The organism is Ligilactobacillus saerimneri DSM 16049, from assembly GCF_000423265.1.
In the GTDB taxonomy this organism is placed as follows: domain Bacteria; phylum Bacillota; class Bacilli; order Lactobacillales; family Lactobacillaceae; genus Ligilactobacillus; species Ligilactobacillus saerimneri.
This window is the reverse complement of the sequence record NZ_AUHQ01000005.1, coordinates 57,183-74,614: the sequence shown is the minus strand read 5'-3', so window position 1 is coordinate 74,614 and position 17,432 is coordinate 57,183. Positions and strand designations below refer to the sequence as shown.

The window sequence follows — 17,432 nt, the reverse complement described above, 5'->3', positions numbered from 1 at the left end:
TCTTTCTAATGGAATGTTGTAACGACACCATTAAAGACCTTTATGGGTTTTTCTGTCCACTAAAATGTTCAACTTAAATTTTACAATCTGCCGTAATCATTAAAAACGAGTGAAAAACAGACTAGAAAGAGCTTCTAATAATGAAATCATTAAAAATAATGGTGAAAGAGGCGGGAACACGGGTATTTCGGAGCTTGCTTTATTTCCGTAAGTGAAAATCGAAGTATAAACATTGATTTGGCAACGTTTACCAGCATAATTATTTTTAAGTGAAAAAGAAGCAAAAATGGAAAAAGAAAGCGGATTAAATTTATTGGGTAGAGTTTATGAGAGCGTTTATTATAAATTCTATTTTATTTAAACTGAACTTTGACACTCAACCAGAAAACGGTTACACTTAAAACTGTTGGAAATGCCGAATGTCTGTTATTTCGGATTACCATAATCGAGTTGGAGCCGCTTTCTTATGATTTATTAGTTTGATATAAAATAATTAAAGATATAGTATGCTTCAGAAATTATTTTTGAGATTTACTCCAACTCAAATACCTTATCTCCTTTGAAAAAACTAGAGGGAGTCATAACGTATGGTAGCGATACGTTATGGCTCCTTTTAGTTTAGGATAAATTTCATGTATAATACTCTTTGCAAGTAAATTTAGTATAGTGCGAAAAGAGGTGAACCAATGCTTTATTTACGTACATTAACCTTAGTTTTGTTGGCGACTGCTATCGTTGGGCACTTGAGCCGGCGGATGCGGATTCCGGCCGTAGTGGGCCAGTTGGTCGTCGGAATTATCTTGGGCCAAGCTGTTCTAGGCTGGGTTCCCAATGACCAATTTATGCACATTTTTTCCGAAATTGGGGTCATCATCCTGATGTTCATGGCGGGTCTGGAAAGCGACCTAGCTCTTTTGAAGAAATATTTTGTGCCATCTTTGGCAGTGGCAGTCTTTGGGGTTGTCCTGCCAGTAGGGCTTGTTTTCGGCTTTGGTTTCTTATTTAACCTTTCAGTCGAAAGTTCTCTGTTTTTAGGTGTGACCTTTGCGGCTACTTCAGTGAGCATCACAGTTGAAGTGCTCAAAGAGATGAATAAGTTGGACACTAAGGAAGGGTCAACCATCTTGGGGGCAGCTGTGATTGATGATATCCTAGCGGTGCTGATCCTGAGTGTCTTGGTTTCAGTTTACGGTAATGTGGGTAGCTCCAGTGGTGGAACCAACAGTATTCTTTTGAACTTAGTGCTACAAGCGGTTTATTTCATTGGGGTCTACGTAATTTTCAAATGGGTAGCTCCGATTTTGATGTCACTAGGGGAAAAACTCCAGGTACCGGCCTCAGTAGTTTTAATGTCCCTTGTGATGTGCTTGGGGATGGCCTACCTGGCTGATCTGGTGGGCTTAAGTACTGTCGTGGGATCTTTCTTCGCGGGGATTGCAGTCGGTCAAACTGAGTACCGGGCAGAGATTGACCATAATATCATCCCGATCGGGTATGCAGTCTTTATCCCGATGTTCTTTGTTTCAATCGGGTTGAACATGACCTTCCATGGCTTCATCAGTGACCTCAAGTTTACTGTGCCATTGCTACTATTAGCTTTATTCACGAAGTGGTTCGGTTGTGGCCTAGGGGCCCGGTTAACAGGGATGAACTTTGATTCGGCTAGTATTATCGGATCGGGCATGGTTTCCCGGGGGGAGATGGCCCTGATCGTTGCCCAGGTGGGATTCCAAGCCCATTTACTCCATGCAGACTACTATTCAGGGGTGATCATGGTAATCATTCTGACAACCTTGATCGCTCCAGGGATGATCAAGTCAGCCCTGGGTCGGCAAGCCAAGAACATGACCCAACAATCTGCCGAAACAACGGAGTAAAGAAGCGTATTTTCCGGGAAATTTAGTACGGAAAATACGTTTTTTCTATTCGCAGGCAAAAATTAGCGGTATAATTACTTTTTAGATTTAAATAACGCGGAGTGTAAACAAGAAAATGAAAAAGAGTAGACTATTATCGGGAGCTTTTTGGATGATGGCTGGGAGCATCCTCTCCCGTGTTTTAGGAGTTATCTATCTGATTCCATGGTTGATGATGATGGGGAGCGCAGCGCAACAGAATGCTGCCCAGGCCATCTTCAACTCAGCATATAACTTTTATGCGCTCTTTCTTTCCTTAGGGGTCGCTGGGTTTCCAACGGTAATTGCCCGCCAAGTAGCGGCCTACAATGGTGAAAATAAATTTAATAACAGTAAGCGGGTCTTCAAAGTTGCACTCTTCTGCATGCTCTGTACGGGGATCGGCTGTGCCGTCTTGCTCTACGTGTTGGCACCGGTGATCGCTGAACGGAGTGCTGTGGTATCGACCAGTGTTGCTACCAAGGCTATCCGGGTGATGTGTCCTACTTTGGTAATCTTGCCACCAATGAGTTTGACGCGGGGCTTTTTCCAAGGAAATACAGATATGAAGCCCTATGGGATCTCACAGTTGTGGGAACAACTAATCCGTATTCTCTTTATTCTGGGGGCAACTTTCTATGTGATGAAAGTCATCCATGGGTCATATATCACGGCGGTTAATTATAGTACCTTTGCTACCTTCCTCGGGGCAGTTGCTAGTTTGATTTATCTGGTGTGGTATTACTGGAAAAAGCGCTCGGAATACCAAGAACTGGCTGCGCAGAGTTTACCGGTAGATAATAATGATCTCAAGCAGATTTTTATTGGTATTCTTAAAGAGGCTATTCCGTTTATCTATGTTGGTTCAGCTGTAACAATTGTCCAGTTTATCGATCAGATGACTTTCAAAGATATCGTTGTGAAACTGACGGGTGTTTCGCCATTTCATGCCCAAGACCTGTATACTTACTTCTCCGCCAACCCTAACAAGATCACAACAGTGGTTGTGGCATTAACAATTGCGGTTGCTGCTTCCTCGCTGCCCCTACTGGCAGAACAGTCACGGACAGGTAATCGGGAAGGCGTCAGCAAGTTGATCGTCCAAAACATTGAACTGATGGTAGTGACCCTTTTACCAGTCGCCTTCCTACTCTCTGTTTTGGCATGGGAAGTTAATGGGGTCTTCTATCCTTTCTCCCGCTTAGGGGCTGATTTGATGTCAGTCGCTTTGATTGGAAGCATTGCCTTGGGAGTCTTTACTGACTTCTTTTCGATTGCCCAGTCACTTGGGAACCACCGCCTGGCTGTCCGGACGTTAACCTTAGGATTGATCCTTAAATTAGCCTTACAGATTCCATTAACTTATATCTGGGGTGCTTTTGGGACAGTATGGGCAACCACGATCACCTTTGCAGCAATTGCGGCGGTGGTCTTTGGATATGTTTATAGCCATTACCTTGAACCAGGACAATTAGAAGGCGCTTTACAATTGATCTTTATCAATATTGTTTTGGGCGCAGTCGCCTGGCTGACTCACTGGGGCTTAGACCAGGTCTACATTCCGCAAGGCAAACTAGCTGCTTTCTTCTATGCAGCGGTCTTTGGTGGCTTCTTCATGGTGGTCTATGCTTTAATTCTTAACCGGTTTGGGTTCCTTAAGCGGATCTTTGGTTTTCGCCTGCCCGGGATCAGGAGCGAACAAAGTACCTCCACTGAACAACGCTCACCACGGGGGCGGCATTTCTAAGTCGCGTTAAAGTTTTAATTGACTTTATTTAGTAATGAACGTATATTAAAAGTAATCATTCTTATCTTGATAGATAAAGTAGTCAAAGTGCTTTATCCATGTCTTTTATACAGGAAAACTGTATTATATAGTGCATGGAGTGGCACTTTTTTTCTTGCTTTTTAAAGGGAGGATAGTTGATGGAAATCACGGAATTTGATACAATCGCCGCTATTTCAACCCCGCCAGGAGAAGGGGCGATTTCAATTGTACGGATGAGCGGGGAAAATGCCGTCAAGATCGCCACCAAGGTTTTTCAGGGGAAGGACCTAACGCAAGTGGCTAGTCATACGATCAACTACGGACATATTATTGACCCGGCATCACACCGTGAAATTGATGAAGTCATGGTTTCGGTGCTACGGGGACCAAAGACTTATACCAGGGAAGATATTATTGAAATCAATTGCCACGGGGGGATTGTTTCAACTAATGAGATTTTGCAGTTGCTTTTGCAAAACGGAGCGCGGTTAGCGGAACCTGGTGAGTTTACCAAGCGGGCTTTTCTGCATGGCCGCATTGACTTGACCCAAGCAGAGTCAGTGATGGATTTGATTCGGGCCAAGACAGACCGGTCAATGAAAGTTGCTTTGAACCAGTTAGATGGTAATTTGGCTCATTTGATCAATAATTTACGCCAGGATATCCTGGACGTTTTGGCTCAAGTTGAGGTCAATATCGATTATCCTGAATACGACGATGTCGAGACATTGACTACGAAGATGCTTAAAGAAAAAGCGCTGGCTGTGCGGGACCGCATCAAGCAGCTGGAGCAAACGGCTAAACAAGGAAAGATCTTGCGTGAAGGGCTAGCTACGGCAATTGTGGGGCGGCCGAACGTGGGCAAGTCAAGTTTGCTGAACCACTTGTTGCATGAAGATAAGGCCATTGTGACCGATATTGCTGGGACTACCAGGGACGTGATCGAAGAATATGTTAATGTCCGTGGGGTGCCGTTGAAGTTGATTGATACGGCTGGAATTCGTGAAACAGACGATAAGGTTGAAAAGATCGGGGTGGAACGTTCCCGACAAGCGATCGACCAAGCAGATTTGGTGATGTTACTGTTGAACGCTAGCGAACCACTGACGGCTGAAGACCAAGAATTATTGGCCGCTACGGCGGATAAGAAGCGAATTGTTGTGCTCAACAAAACGGACTTGCCGCAGCAGTTGGATCAAGCTGAGTTGCAGACTTATCTCAAACCAGCAGAAGAAGTCATCGCGCTCTCTGTTTTAGCTAACGCAGGGATTGATCGGTTAGAAGAACAAATTGCCAAGTTGTTCTTTGGGGGAATCGAAAATTCCCAGACAACGGTCATTGTTACCAATGCCCGCCATGTGGCCTTGCTTAATAAGGCGGAACAATCTTTGACGGCAGTGTTGCAGGGAATCGAGGCAGGGATGCCGGTGGACCTCTGCCAGATTGATATGACAGCTGCTTGGGATAGCCTTGGGGAGATCACTGGGGACTCTTACCAAGACGAGTTGCTAGATCAGCTCTTTAGTCAGTTCTGCTTAGGGAAATAACTTGGAATAAGAGAAAGGAAGATATGCTGGCTTACTAGCCACAAAGAGAATTATGGTTGAATCATTTGGAAAACAATATCAAGGACAAGATTATGATGTTATCGTAGTTGGGGCCGGTCATGCTGGTTGTGAAGCGGCGTTAGCGGCGGCCCGGATGGGAAATGAAACCCTGCTGATCACTATTCAGCTGGAAATGACTGCTTTCATGCCATGTAATCCTTCTATTGGGGGCCCAGCCAAGGGGATTGTAGTTCGCGAAGTAGACGCACTCGGGGGCGAAATGGGGCGTAACATTGACAAGACATACGTCCAAATGCGGATGCTGAACACTGGTAAAGGACCGGCAGTTCGCGCGTTGCGGGCCCAAGCAGACAAGCGTTTATATTCTGAGGAAATGAAGCATACGTTGGAACGTCAAGAACATCTAACTCTCCGGCAGGGAATCGTTGACGACCTGATCGTTGAAGATGGGGTCGTCAAGGGTGTGATCACTAATACTGGGGCCCGTTATGGTGCGAAAGCGGTCGTTTTAACAACCGGGACAGCAGCCCGGGGCCGGATCATCATTGGGGAATTGCGGTATTCCTCTGGTCCTAACAACACCCAAGCAGCGGTTGAATTGTCGAAGAACTTGGAGAAGCTGGGCTTTGAGCTCAAGCGGTTTAAGACGGGGACCCCACCACGGGTTGACGGGAATACAATTGATTATAGTAAGACCGAAGAACAGCCTGGGGATGCAGACGTCAACCACTTTAGCTTTGAAACCTCGGATGAGGACTACCTCACGGTTGAACAGCAACTGTCATGCTGGTTGACATATACTAACGAAAAAACCCACGAGATCATCAATAGCAACCTGGATCGTGCTCCGATGTTCTCGGGCGTGATCGAAGGGGTTGGGCCCCGTTACTGCCCATCAATCGAAGATAAGATTGTTCGTTTTGCTGATAAGCCTCGCCACCAGTTGTTCTTGGAACCGGAAGGACGAAACACAGATGAGTACTATGTTCAAGGCTTGTCCACTTCAATGCCAGAAGAAGTCCAACAACAGATGGTGCATTCGATTTCAGGTTTGGAAAACGCGCAGATGATGCGGCCAGGCTATGCGATCGAGTATGATATTGTCGCTCCATACCAGTTGCGCCCAACACTAGAAACCAAACTCATCCGTGGGCTGTACACTGCTGGTCAAACTAATGGGACTTCAGGGTACGAAGAAGCAGCTGGGCAAGGGATTATCGCCGGAATTAACGCGGGCCGCCATGCGCTGGGGAAAGAAGAAATTGTCCTCAAGCGGTCTGATGCCTATATCGGGGTTATGATCGATGATCTGGTAACCAAGGGAACTAACGAACCATACCGGTTGTTGACTTCACGGGCTGAATACCGGTTGATCTTGCGCCACGATAATGCTGACTTACGGTTGACGGAGTTAGGCCATGAAATTGGTTTGATTTCTGATGAACGCTACCAAGCTTTCGAGGCTAAGAAAGCAGCGATTACAGCCGAAGAAGCACGGTTAGCAACAATTCGGTTGACACCAAATACTCCTGGCATCAATGATTACCTTGAAGCCCATGGTGATCGTCCGTTGAAGGATGGGGTGTTAGCTAGTGACTTCTTGCGGCGCCCATATGCAAGTTACAAGGACTTGTTACAGTTCATCCCGGCTCCAGCAGAACCTTTGGACCGGCGGGTGATTGAACAGATTGAGATCCAGTTCAAGTATGCCGGCTACATCAAGAAGGAAGAAGAAAAGGTTGCCAAGCTCAAGCGGATGGAAGCTAAGAAGATTCCGGCTGACATTGACTATGCCAAAATCGATGGCATTGCCACAGAAGCACGGCAAAAGTTTGAAAAGATCCAGCCAACTACCCTCGCACAAGCAGGCCGGATCAGTGGGGTTAACCCCGCTGACTTAGCCATCCTGGCAGTTTATATCCAAGAGGGCCGGATTGCCAAAAAACAGGCTGAATAATATTTCATGTAAATAAGAACTAACAAGCAGCTATGGGGGACTATTTCCTAGCTGCTTGTTTTTTTATAACGGAAAATTAGGTGAAGATCGATGTTGTAACCTACTAAATGAGGGTAAAGTATAGTACAATAAAAACAGATTGCTCTAAAAGTACCAGCTAGTTAGCATGGTGCTTAATTTTTAGATAGTAGCGGAAGGAGGATATCATGGAAAAGCTAGAGAAGCGGCAATTAGTCCGTGATGTGTCACGGGGAGCCCTGGGCTCAGTGGGATTGTCGATCTATATTCTAGCGGATTCATTTTTCGTGGCGAGAAGTTTAGGCGTACTCGGTGTTTCAGTAATGAGTCTGACGATGCCATTGTTTAACCTAATGGAGGGGTTAGGACTCTTATTGGGAATGGGGGGCGCAACGCTTTTCATCATTGATAAAATCCAAGAGCCGTCTAATTCTAAAAAAGTTTTCCCACAGATCTTTAGAATTGGATTGATTTTAGGCTTATTTTTTATGGTGCTCGGGCTGACATGTCCCCGGCAAATTGCCCAACTCTTAGGGGCAAACCAGGCAGTGTTGGCGATGACGACGGAGTATACGCGGATCATCCTATTAGGGGGACCGGTGTTTGTACTCAACAATTTCTTTTTAAGTTTCGTGCGTAATGACCGCGATACCTTTTTGGCAATGGTGGCGATGTTGGTTTCAAGTATTTGGAACGTAATAGCCGATTGGCTCTTCATCCTCGTCTTTAAGTGGGGGATGCTAGGGGCTGGTTTAGCGACTGCATCAGCGCCATTGATCAGTATCCTCATCATGTCGGTTCACTGGTTCAATGGCAAGAGCTCCTTGTCGTTCAAGCCGGCGGGCTTCCGTCTGTCCAATATTCGGTATACATTGGAATTGGGCTTGCCATCATTTTTGATGGAGATGAGTAACGGTTTTACTATTTTTATTTTTAACAAGGTAATCCTGGCGGTTAGCGATGAATATGCGGTTGCTGCCTACGGGGTGATCACCAACGTATTGCTGGTGGCCCTGGCCCTTTTTACGGGGACTGCTCAAGGGATCCAGCCTTTTGTCAGCAAAGAGTTTGCGCAACGTCAATTCAAACGGGCATTTCAAGCGTTGCACTTGGCGATTCGGGTCGCCTTGGGAATTGGCTTGGTGATCTATGTCGGTGCTGTCGTATTTAGAGGACCAATTGTTGCTGCCTTTAACGAACAAGGCAACCCAGTTGTGGCTAGTTTGGCGACTAAGGGGATGGGAATCCTCCTCATTAGCCTATTCTTCTCGGCTATCAACAATCAGCTGATCATTTTCTTGGCTTCATGTGATGCCACCAAGCAAAGTATCAGTCTGGTCTTGTTTAGAGGGTACCTGTTGGTATTCCCAATTCTTTTACCGTTGGCATTTTTCTTCAAAATGTCAGGTGTCTGGGTGGGCTTACCTTTGATCGAAATTATTTCCTTGGTAGTCGGACTGAGCCTAATTAAACGCCTCCGGCAAGTTATCAAGAATAAGTACAACGGACAAAAAGGTCGGTTGAAGCAATAAGTTAGTGATTGGAAATAGAGGAGAGACAGTTACATTGAGTTTTAAAGATAGATTGAAAAAGTTATGGGGGAGTCAATCTAACGTAAAGTATATATTCATAGTTGGATTGGTAGTAGTGTGTTTTGGAGGTATATTATTTTATATGAATTATGAAGGTATAGGTAATTTTGCCTCCTCATATTATGAGGAAGAATCATCTATAGACGCGAATGATAATGATGACGATGACTCAGAAGAAACGTCATCAGAGGATGCTGATGACGAAGATGTCGATGATACTGAAGATATTTCTTCTTCAAGTTCAAGTATAGATTATGATGCCGAATTAAAAAGTTGCGTTACTTCTCCTATGAATAAAGAAAATTATTTGAATATTGAGAGTGGAGTATTGGAGGCAGCAAAAGTAGATGATATCAATAATCTCAATCAATCTACTCAAGGGGCCCTAACGAGATTTAAGTCAAGAACTGAAAATTTACAGAATTTGATTGATAAAAATAAAACTACTTTGAGCGATGAAAAATCTATTTTGGATCAAAGTCACTATGATCAATTAAAGGATTACACTACAAAAATTAACAACTATTTGGAAGCTCTTTATGATTATGCAATTGAATATCAAATAGATATGCCGATAATAAATGATCCGCAGACTAGTGATGGAACTATTCAAGATACTCGTGCAGAATTACAACCAAAGGAAGATGCTTTTAATCAAGCTAAGCAGTCTTGGATTCAAGCATATGACACTATTGCTAATAGTTAAGAGATTGACTAATATAAATAATCCCGTAGTTACACGGAACCTGCTATGTAACTACGGGATTTTTGTTGCTATTTTTTATTTGGCTTTTGGACTAATTGGGCTTTACGTTGCTGTAATAATTGCCGCCGCAGGGCTCTTTTTTCCTGCCAACGTTGGCGCCAATCGTGGAACCAGGCTTTGAGTTTAGCAGCCAGGAACCACAGGGGGGTAAATAAACAAGATAAGAAGCCAGATAATAAGATAAACATACTTACGAACAATAATAGCTGTGTTCGTGCGTCAAAATGAAACCAATTATGATGGTGAACATAAATAACTAACCCCATTAAGGGAAGTAAGAAGCCACAGCCGGTTAAAAATAAATTGCGAAAATACCGTCGCACGATGGTCACTTCCTCACCGAGAACTATTTTTACCAATAATATAACAGAAACTCACCTTTTAATGTGTAAAAAGGTGAGTTCTTTAGTAATTATTTCTGTTTATGCTTGAGATAGGAAGCAAAGATTACAGATAAGCACAGGATACAAAAGACAGTAACCCAGATTGCCACCCGCATTCCAGTGACTAGAGAATGTGGCAAACCAGCGATCACGATCAGAAGTGTAACTGAGATTGCCCCTGATACCTGTCGCAACGAGTTGTTCAAGGCGGTAGCATGACTGATATCTTCATGTGCTACGGCGACGAATGATTCGGACATAGCAGGGGAGAAAATCATAGCATTACCGGCCATCCGGATAGCATAAGCAACTGTCATGAGCCAGATGGGGGTATCTTGAGTAATCGTTAGGAAAGGAATAGTAGCAATCAACATCAAGATTGCCCCAGAGAAAATCAACCCCTTAGGACCGTGAGCATCATAGTAGCGTCCAACCAATGCAGCACATAGGGCATTAACGATCGCCCCGGGCAAGAGGATCATTCCGGATTCCATGGAGGAAACATGAGAAACATTTTCGGTGAAAACAGGGATTAGCTGTTCTGTTCCCAAAAGAACAGAGAAGGCCAACATCCCTACCATGGTCATCAACCGGAAGGACCGTTCCTTAAGAATGGCTACTTTGAGCAGTGGCTGCTTGAGTCGGAGTTGCCGTTTGACGAAGATGTACAAGATGCCAATGCCGACAAGTAACATCACAGAAGCGATTACCCAGTTATAGCCAAAAACAGACATACTGAACAGGGCCAAACCAGAACCAATTAAGGATTCAAAGACTGATACCAGGTCAATTTTGATTGGCCGCGGGGTGGAATAGTTAGGAAAAGTAAACAGTGAGATGACCCACAAGAGGATCATCAATGGCAAAATCAAGATAAATAAGTAATGCCAATTAAGATAGTTGAGGATGATCCCTGACAGAGTAGGCCCAATGGCTGGACCGAAAGCTACTACTAGGCTGGAAATTCCCAGAATTGTTCCCCGCCGTTGTGGAGGATAGATCGAAATCATGGTTGTCATTTGGAAAGACATCAACAGGCCCCCAGCACAAGCTTGGATTAACCGGGCTAACAAGAGACTATAAAAGTTATTAGCAAAACAACCAACGAGTGTCCCTACGATGAAAGTCCCGATGATGCCAAGGTAAACTTGGCGGTTACTGTATTTTTCATACAAATTGGATGAAAGGGGAGTAACAATCCCAATCACTAAAGTATAGGCAGTTGTCAGTAGCTGCGTAATATTCAAGCTAACGTGCATTTGATGGCTGATCACGGGAAGGGCAGTTACCATCATTGTTTGACTACCCAAGCTAATAAAGGTTGATAAGAGCAACACAGCAGAAACGATCAAGCGTGTTTTAGTGTCGATTTGAACGCGAGAAGTGCGCATAGACATGAATAACGAATCCTCCTTATAGATAAATTAATTATAAAAACATATGCTATTATGCCTGGCAAACGCTGAAATAACAATACTTTACAGTAACTTTTAATGTTATCCAGTTCAAGTTTAATTCTCTTCGAATAAGGATTTAAGTTTTTTTAGGGATTTGTGGTGGATTATGGTAGACGATGACTGTTACTGCGCTATCTGACGGTATATTAACTACATTTGATACCGCTTTCTTATGCCTTGCGAAGGCTTTTTGTATTTTTTGGTTGTTTGTGGTGTTTTATGGTTGTTTTTCGCTGTGGTAGGTGGTATTATATGAAACGAAGAGGTGATGAAAGTGCTTGCAGAAGAACGACGGCAAGTGATTTTAAGGATGTTACAGCAACATGGCATCGTTAAGATCCAAGATATTTGCCGCTTAACCGACTGCTCGATGTCGTCAGCACGGCGTGATTTACAGCTCTTGGAAGAAGAGGGGCTTTTACACCGGGTACACGGGGGCGCACAGATCAAGCGTGCGCTCCAAAGCGAAATGACGATGACCGATAAGTCGAGCAAAAACCATGACCAAAAGGTGATGATTGCGCAAAAGGCCGCCGCTCTCATTCAGGATGACGATGTGATTTATCTTGATTCTGGTTCAACTACATTGGAGTTAGCCCGAATTTTGGACGCTACCAAAAAAATTACGGTGGTAACTAACAGTGTGTTGAGTGCGGCAGTATTATCAGACCATGGGATCGACACGATTGTTCTAGGCGGACGTCTCAAGAACAATACCCGGGCGATTGCCGGGGCGGATGCAGCGGTTGAGTTGAGTAAATACCGGTTTAACCGCGCTTTCTTAGGGATCAATGCGATTCATGCTACGGATGGTTTGATGACGCCTGATCCAGACGAGGCAGCTGTCAAGCGGATGGCACTACGCCAGAGCGACAAGAATTACGTTATGGCTGACAGTACTAAGTTTGACCAGGTTTCGTTTGTTAAAGTCGCTGATTGTACGGACGCTACCATTATCACAGATGATAATTTGTCACCGCGGATTGCTAAGCGTTTTGTCAACCAAACGTTTATCTAGGAGGTAAGGTTATGATTTATACAGTTACGATTAACCCATCCATCGACTATATTGTCCAGTTGCCAGAGTTGCATTTGGGTTTGGTCAACCGGATGGCTTATGACAACAAACTTCCCGGCGGAAAAGGGATCAATGTTTCCCGCATTCTCCGTGAACTGGGTCATGACAGTGTTGCCTGGGGCTTTATGGGTGGTTTTACAGGGCGGTTTATTACCGATGCTTTGGAAAAGGATGGTTTAAAAACTGACTTCACCCCTGTCGCAGCTGACACGCGGATCAATGTCAAGATCAAGGCCGAAGAAGAAACAGAAATCAATGGTAAGGGTCCTGTAGTGACCCCAGCTGAAATCGCTGCTTTCAAAGAAAAGTTTGCTCATTTGACTGCAGACGACGTTGTGATTTTTGCGGGGAGTTTGGTGCCAAACCTGGATGATGACTTCTACTTTGAACTGATCAAGATCATTCAAGAAAAAGGCGCCCAGTTCGTTATTGATACAACTGGGGAGAGCTTGCGCAAAGCGCTCCAGGAAAAACCCCTGGTGGTTAAACCTAATAACCATGAATTAGCAGAGCTTTTTGGCGTTGAATTCTCAGGGATTGATGACATCATCAAGTATGCTCAAAAGCTTCGGGAGATGGGAGCACAGTACGTGATGATTTCCATGGCTGGTGATGGTGGCCTGTTGGTTACTGCCGATGGTGTTTACCGGAGCTTGGCACCGCAGGGCACAGTGGTTAACTCAGTAGGGGCTGGGGATTCGATGTTAGCTGGATTCACGGGGACATATGCTGATACCCATGATCCGGTCGAAGCCTTCCGCTATGGGTTAGCTAGTGGATCAGCAACCGCCTTTTCAGAAGATTTGGCAACGCGGGCCAAGATTGATGAGATCTTGCCACAAATCAAAATCACTAAGATTGGTTAATGAGATTTAGTAATTTATTTGCAAGTATGTTAGTAAAGGGAGTGTAACAATGGATATTCGCGAATTGCTCAAGCAAGACCTGATGGTAATGGACTTGCAGGCAACTACCAAACAAGAAGTTATCGATGAAATGGTACATAACTTGTTTGTCCATGGCATCATCGATGATGAAGCTGTATATAAGAAAGATATTTTGGCCCGTGAAGAAGAAAGCTCCACTGGGATGGGAGATGGGATTGCGATCCCACACGCCCACGATACAGCCGTTAAGACACCAGCAGTGATGTTTGCTAAGAGTGCTCAAGGGGTTGACTACCAATCCATGGACGGGCAACCAGCCCATCTTTTCTTCATGATTGCTGCACCTGAAGGAGGAAGTAATACCCACTTGAAGGCTTTGGCCGCCTTATCCCAAGTATTACTGAATGCTGATGTGGTTGCTCAATTAAAAGCTGCTACTGAACCAGCTCAAGTTCAAGCAATCTTCTCCAAGGCTATTGAAGCTAAGGAAGCAGAAAACAAGGCCCGGGATGAACGTGAACAAGCTATGGCTGCTAGTGAACGGCCTTACCTAGTTGGGGTGACTGCTTGTCCAAACGGGATTGCACACACATATATGGCAGAAGAAAACCTCCACAAGGCTGCTGAAAAGCTCGGGGTTGATATCAAGATTGAAACTGATGGTTCCGAAGGTGTTGGTCACCGGTTGACTGCGCAAGACATTGCCCGTGCCCAAGGGGTAGTGATCGCTGCCGATAAGAAGATTAACATGGCACGGTTTGATGGTAAGCCACTGGTTAACAAAGCTTCCATTGATGGAATTAGACATCCTGAAGAACTGATCCAGACAGTATTGGATGGCAAAGCTGCTGTTTACCATGCTGAAGGCGGTGCCGTAGCTGCTGAAGAAGATGACAACAACGGTTCTACTTGGAGTAACATCTACAAGCAATTGATGAATGGGGTTTCCCACATGTTACCATTCGTTATCGGTGGTGGGATTCTGATGGCCCTTTCCTTTGTGGTAGAAAGCTACTTTGGTGGTGCTAACTCCGAAGCCTTTGTTTTCTTAAACAATGCTGGGAATATGGCTTTTGCTTTCATGGTACCTGTTTTGGCCGGATATATTGCTGAATCAATCGGCGACAAGCCAGCATTGATGCCTGGTTTCGTCGGTGGGTTTATGGCAATGGTATACAAGGGCTCTTTCGGTGGAGCATATATTGCTAATATCCAACATACTGCCAACTCTAACGCTGGGTTCCTTGGTGGGATTGCTGCCGGTTTTATCGCTGGTTACTTGATCGTTGGTTTGCGTAAGCTCTTCTCCGGAATGCCAAAGTCCCTTGAAGGGATGAAACCAATGTTACTATATCCTGTTTTAGGCTTGCTACTGATTGCTTTGATCATGTACTTCATCGTCAACCCAATCTTCTCCACTATCAATAGTTGGATTACTAGCTTCCTGAATGGGATGGGGACTGGTAACTTAGTATTGTTAACGACTATCTTAGCCGGAATGATGGCGATCGATATGGGTGGTCCTTTCAACAAGGCGGCATATGTTTTCGCTTCTGGTGCCTTTGCTAATGATCCAAAGTCCGTTACTGCTGCTATCCTGATGGGGGCTGTTATGGTTGGGGGGATGGTTCCTCCATTCGCCACTGCTATCGGGACTGCCTTCTTCAAGAACAAGTATACTGAAGAAGAACGGCGTGCCGGCGTTACTAACTGGATCTTAGGCTTCTCATTCATCACAGAAGGGGCTATTCCATTCGCAACTTCTGACCCTGGTCGTGTCTTACCATCATGTATCATCGGTTCTGCCATTGGTGGGGCATTAGTTGGGATGATGAAAGTTGGTGTGCCTGCACCTCACGGTGGCTTGTGGGTATCCCCACTGGCAACTAACATCTTAGGCTTCTTTGTTGCAACGATTGTTGGTTCCATTGTGGCTGCTTTGATCCTAAGCTTCTGGAAGAAGCCAGTTAATGAATAATGTTCACTAAGAGACTGGAAACAGTCTCTTTTTTATTCCCTAAAACGAACATACGTGCTATATTATTAATTAATAAAAACGAAAGGATGTTCGCTTTATGGAACGAGATAAGATATACTTGGCGATCGATCTCAAAGCTTTTTATGCATCGGTAGAGTGCTGTGCCCGTGGATGGGACCCGCTCAATACCAACCTGGTAGTGGCTGATCAGACGAGGACAGATAAGACAATTTGCTTAGCAGTTTCACCAGCCCTCAAGGCTTTTGGGATAAAAGGCCGGCCACGGCTATTTGCGGTAAAGCAAGCCGTAGCGACGCTCAACCGGGAGCGAGCACAGCATGCTACTTGTCATCATCTTTCTGCGCATAAGTCCGTTTATCGGCAAAAATTGTTACGTTCGCCCGACTTGCGCATTGATTTCAAAATCGTTCCTCCGCGGATGAAGTACTATCTCCAAAAAAGTGCTGCCATCTACGGAATTTATCTCCGCTTCTTGCCGGCAGATAAGATCCATGTTTACTCCATTGATGAAGTTTTCTTGGATGTTTCTGATTATTTGGTCACACATGATGTGACTGCACACCAACTAGCCCGGTTGCTTATCAAACGGATTTATCAAGAAACAGGACTGACTGCGACTGCTGGTATTGGCACTAACTTGTATCTGGCTAAAGTGGCTCTCGATATCGGGGCCAAGCATGTGCAGCCAGATTCTGATGGAGTCCGGATTGCTTTTCTAGATGAAAAACGGTACCGGTGTGATTTGTGGGATCATCAACCCCTAACGGATTTTTGGCGGATTGGTCGGGGGTATGCGCAACGTTTACAGAAGTTGGGCTTAGTGACAATGAGGGATATTGCGCAAGCTTCGTTGGGAACATTAACAGATCAGGGAAATGCAGACCTGCTTTTCAAAGAGTTCGGGATTAATGCGGAATTATTGATTGACCACGCCTGGGGCAAAGAAGCAACGACGATGGCAGACATCAAGCATTATCATCCTGCCGCCCATGGCTTTTCTACCAACCAAATCCTGCCAGCTCCAACGCCTGTTGCTGATGCGCGTTTAACTTTAGGTGGGATGATTGATAATTTGGTGCAACAATTGGTACGCTATGACCTCTTGACTGATCAGATCAGCCTGGGAATTAGCTATGATCAAGCCAGTTTAAATTACTATGACTATCAAGGAGAATTAAGTCAGGACTTCTATGGGCGGATCCGCCCCAAATCACTCCATATCCATACAACCTTGGCTGTTCCTACGGCGGCCGCCAGTGACTTACGGAGTGCCTTTCATACGTTGTTTGATCAACATATCAACTCGCATTTACTGGTGCGCCGCATTATGGTAGGAGCTGGTCATCTCCAATCCCGCCAGGGCAACCAGCTAGCAGTGCGGTATGAGCAGACAAATCTGTTTGTGGACCCATTAGCACAACGGGTACAAGAGCAGTATGCTGATTATCAACGTGAACGTGATCACCGCTTGCAACAGGCAATCTTGACTTTGCAGCAGCAGTATAATAACAAGAATATTGTTATCAGATTGGCCGACATCCTTCCTGGAGCACGGACGAAAGAGCGGAATCTGCAGATTGGAGGCCACCGGGCATGAAGAATAGAGGACATCTGCGGGATGAATTGATCAGTAAAGAATATATTCCTGCTCGGAATCATCCGCGGATGCCGCGCACCAAGCGCGCTGCCCAATTTGCGCCCTTTGCAGCCCTGACGGGCTTCGAGCAAGAAGTAGCGCTGATTCGGGAAAAATATCAGCGGAAACGGTACTTAGACCAAGCAGCTCAAACCCAAATCTGGACCCTCTTAACTCAGAGTATGACTGAGCACCGGCCACTTACCATTGAATATTTCAATGAGGCAGTAGGATACTACGATGAAGTAACCGGAGTGGTAACTAATTTAGATAACAGGCGGCAAGAATGTATTCTTGCTAACAAACAAGTTATGTACTTGGAGAATATCGGTGGCGCATGGTTTAGGCAAAAGAGTAGAGAAACTTCTGCAAAGAACACTAGACTGGTATAAAATAAAGGGTATATAACTTAGAGAAAGTTGAGAATT

At 44.9% G+C, this 17,432-nt stretch carries 13 protein-coding genes; 11 read left to right on the top strand and 2 right to left on the bottom strand.

The window, feature by feature from the left end; all coding sequences use genetic code 11:
* Nucleotides 1-686: 686 nt before the first annotated feature.
* From G541_RS0103030 to G541_RS0103005, 6 genes are all read left to right on the top strand, one after another.
* Complete coding sequence (locus G541_RS0103030) at nucleotides 687-1,877, top strand: cation:proton antiporter (RefSeq protein WP_009551256.1); 1,191 nt, start codon at nucleotides 687-689, stop codon at nucleotides 1,875-1,877.
* A 115-nt stretch (nucleotides 1,878-1,992) separates the two neighbouring features.
* Nucleotides 1,993-3,642 carry a putative polysaccharide biosynthesis protein gene (locus G541_RS0103025; protein ID WP_051174544.1) on the top strand — a complete coding sequence of 550 codons (1,650 nt, stop codon included), beginning with the start codon at nucleotides 1,993-1,995 and terminating at the stop codon, nucleotides 3,640-3,642.
* Nucleotides 3,643-3,821: 179 nt separating this feature from the next.
* Nucleotides 3,822-5,210 carry a tRNA uridine-5-carboxymethylaminomethyl(34) synthesis GTPase MnmE gene (gene mnmE, locus G541_RS0103020; RefSeq protein WP_027826469.1) on the top strand — a complete coding sequence of 463 codons (1,389 nt, stop codon included), beginning with the start codon at nucleotides 3,822-3,824 and terminating at the stop codon, nucleotides 5,208-5,210.
* Between the two features lie 52 nt (nucleotides 5,211-5,262).
* Nucleotides 5,263-7,188: a tRNA uridine-5-carboxymethylaminomethyl(34) synthesis enzyme MnmG gene (mnmG, locus tag G541_RS0103015; protein WP_027826468.1), complete on the top strand. Its 1,926-nt coding sequence runs from the start codon at nucleotides 5,263-5,265 to the stop codon at nucleotides 7,186-7,188.
* 206 nt (nucleotides 7,189-7,394) lie between these two features.
* Entirely contained in the window at nucleotides 7,395-8,738 is a 1,344-nt protein-coding gene (locus G541_RS0103010) for an MATE family efflux transporter (protein ID WP_035162802.1), read from the top strand.
* A gap of 34 nt (nucleotides 8,739-8,772) precedes the next feature.
* Nucleotides 8,773-9,504: a hypothetical protein gene (locus G541_RS0103005; protein WP_155824466.1), complete on the top strand. Its 732-nt coding sequence runs from the start codon at nucleotides 8,773-8,775 to the stop codon at nucleotides 9,502-9,504.
* Nucleotides 9,505-9,572: 68 nt separating this feature from the next.
* On the opposite strand, the gene G541_RS0103000 is transcribed toward G541_RS0103005, so the two are convergent.
* Together G541_RS0103000 and G541_RS0102995 are read right to left on the bottom strand one after the other, a co-directional pair.
* The gene (locus G541_RS0103000; protein ID WP_027826465.1) at nucleotides 9,573-9,887 is read right to left on the bottom strand and encodes a hypothetical protein; all 315 of its coding nucleotides are present in this window, start codon (nucleotides 9,885-9,887) and stop codon (nucleotides 9,573-9,575) included.
* An 89-nt stretch (nucleotides 9,888-9,976) separates the two neighbouring features.
* Entirely contained in the window at nucleotides 9,977-11,344 is a 1,368-nt protein-coding gene (locus tag G541_RS0102995) for an MFS transporter (protein ID WP_027826464.1), read from the bottom strand.
* A 334-nt stretch (nucleotides 11,345-11,678) separates the two neighbouring features.
* Here G541_RS0102995 and G541_RS0102990 point away from each other — a divergent pair, with 334 nt between their 5' ends.
* The 5 genes from G541_RS0102990 (at nucleotide 11,679) to G541_RS09970 (ending at nucleotide 17,396) form a co-directional block, all read left to right on the top strand.
* Nucleotides 11,679-12,422 carry a DeoR/GlpR family DNA-binding transcription regulator gene (locus tag G541_RS0102990; protein ID WP_009551243.1) on the top strand — a complete coding sequence of 248 codons (744 nt, stop codon included), beginning with the start codon at nucleotides 11,679-11,681 and terminating at the stop codon, nucleotides 12,420-12,422.
* An 11-nt stretch (nucleotides 12,423-12,433) separates the two neighbouring features.
* Entirely contained in the window at nucleotides 12,434-13,348 is a 915-nt protein-coding gene (gene pfkB / locus G541_RS0102985; RefSeq protein WP_027826463.1) for a 1-phosphofructokinase, read from the top strand.
* Nucleotides 13,349-13,397: 49 nt separating this feature from the next.
* Nucleotides 13,398-15,347, top strand: a complete 1,950-nt coding sequence (locus G541_RS0102980) for a PTS fructose transporter subunit IIABC (protein ID WP_009551239.1) — start codon at nucleotides 13,398-13,400, stop codon at nucleotides 15,345-15,347.
* 97 nt (nucleotides 15,348-15,444) lie between these two features.
* On the top strand, nucleotides 15,445-16,965 hold the full coding sequence (locus tag G541_RS0102975; protein ID WP_027826462.1) for a Y-family DNA polymerase: 1,521 nt from the start codon (nucleotides 15,445-15,447) through the stop codon (nucleotides 16,963-16,965).
* On the top strand, nucleotides 16,962-17,396 hold the full coding sequence (locus G541_RS09970; RefSeq protein ID WP_051174543.1) for a YolD-like family protein: 435 nt from the start codon (nucleotides 16,962-16,964) through the stop codon (nucleotides 17,394-17,396). The genes G541_RS0102975 and G541_RS09970 overlap by 4 nt, the downstream gene beginning before the upstream one ends.
* The last annotated feature ends 36 nt before the right edge of the window (nucleotides 17,397-17,432 follow it).

What these genes read in the sequence shown, in the direction of transcription:
- mnmE (WP_027826469.1), top strand. Translation starts at nt 3,822, where the DNA reads ATGGAAATCACGGAATTTGATACAATCGCCGCTATTTCAACCCCGCCA.
- G541_RS0102980 (WP_009551239.1), top strand. Translation starts at nt 13,398, where the DNA reads ATGGATATTCGCGAATTGCTCAAGCAAGACCTGATGGTAATGGACTTG.
- G541_RS0102975 (WP_027826462.1), top strand. Translation starts at nt 15,445, where the DNA reads ATGGAACGAGATAAGATATACTTGGCGATCGATCTCAAAGCTTTTTAT.
- G541_RS0103010 (WP_035162802.1), top strand. Translation starts at nt 7,395, where the DNA reads ATGGAAAAGCTAGAGAAGCGGCAATTAGTCCGTGATGTGTCACGGGGA.
- pfkB (WP_027826463.1), top strand. Translation starts at nt 12,434, where the DNA reads ATGATTTATACAGTTACGATTAACCCATCCATCGACTATATTGTCCAG.
- G541_RS0103030 (WP_009551256.1), top strand. Translation starts at nt 687, where the DNA reads ATGCTTTATTTACGTACATTAACCTTAGTTTTGTTGGCGACTGCTATC.
- G541_RS09970 (WP_051174543.1), top strand. Translation starts at nt 16,962, where the DNA reads ATGAAGAATAGAGGACATCTGCGGGATGAATTGATCAGTAAAGAATAT.
- G541_RS0102995 (WP_027826464.1), bottom strand. Translation starts at nt 11,344, where the DNA reads ATGTCTATGCGCACTTCTCGCGTTCAAATCGACACTAAAACACGCTTG.
- mnmG (WP_027826468.1), top strand. Translation starts at nt 5,263, where the DNA reads ATGGTTGAATCATTTGGAAAACAATATCAAGGACAAGATTATGATGTT.
- G541_RS0103025 (WP_051174544.1), top strand. Translation starts at nt 1,993, where the DNA reads ATGAAAAAGAGTAGACTATTATCGGGAGCTTTTTGGATGATGGCTGGG.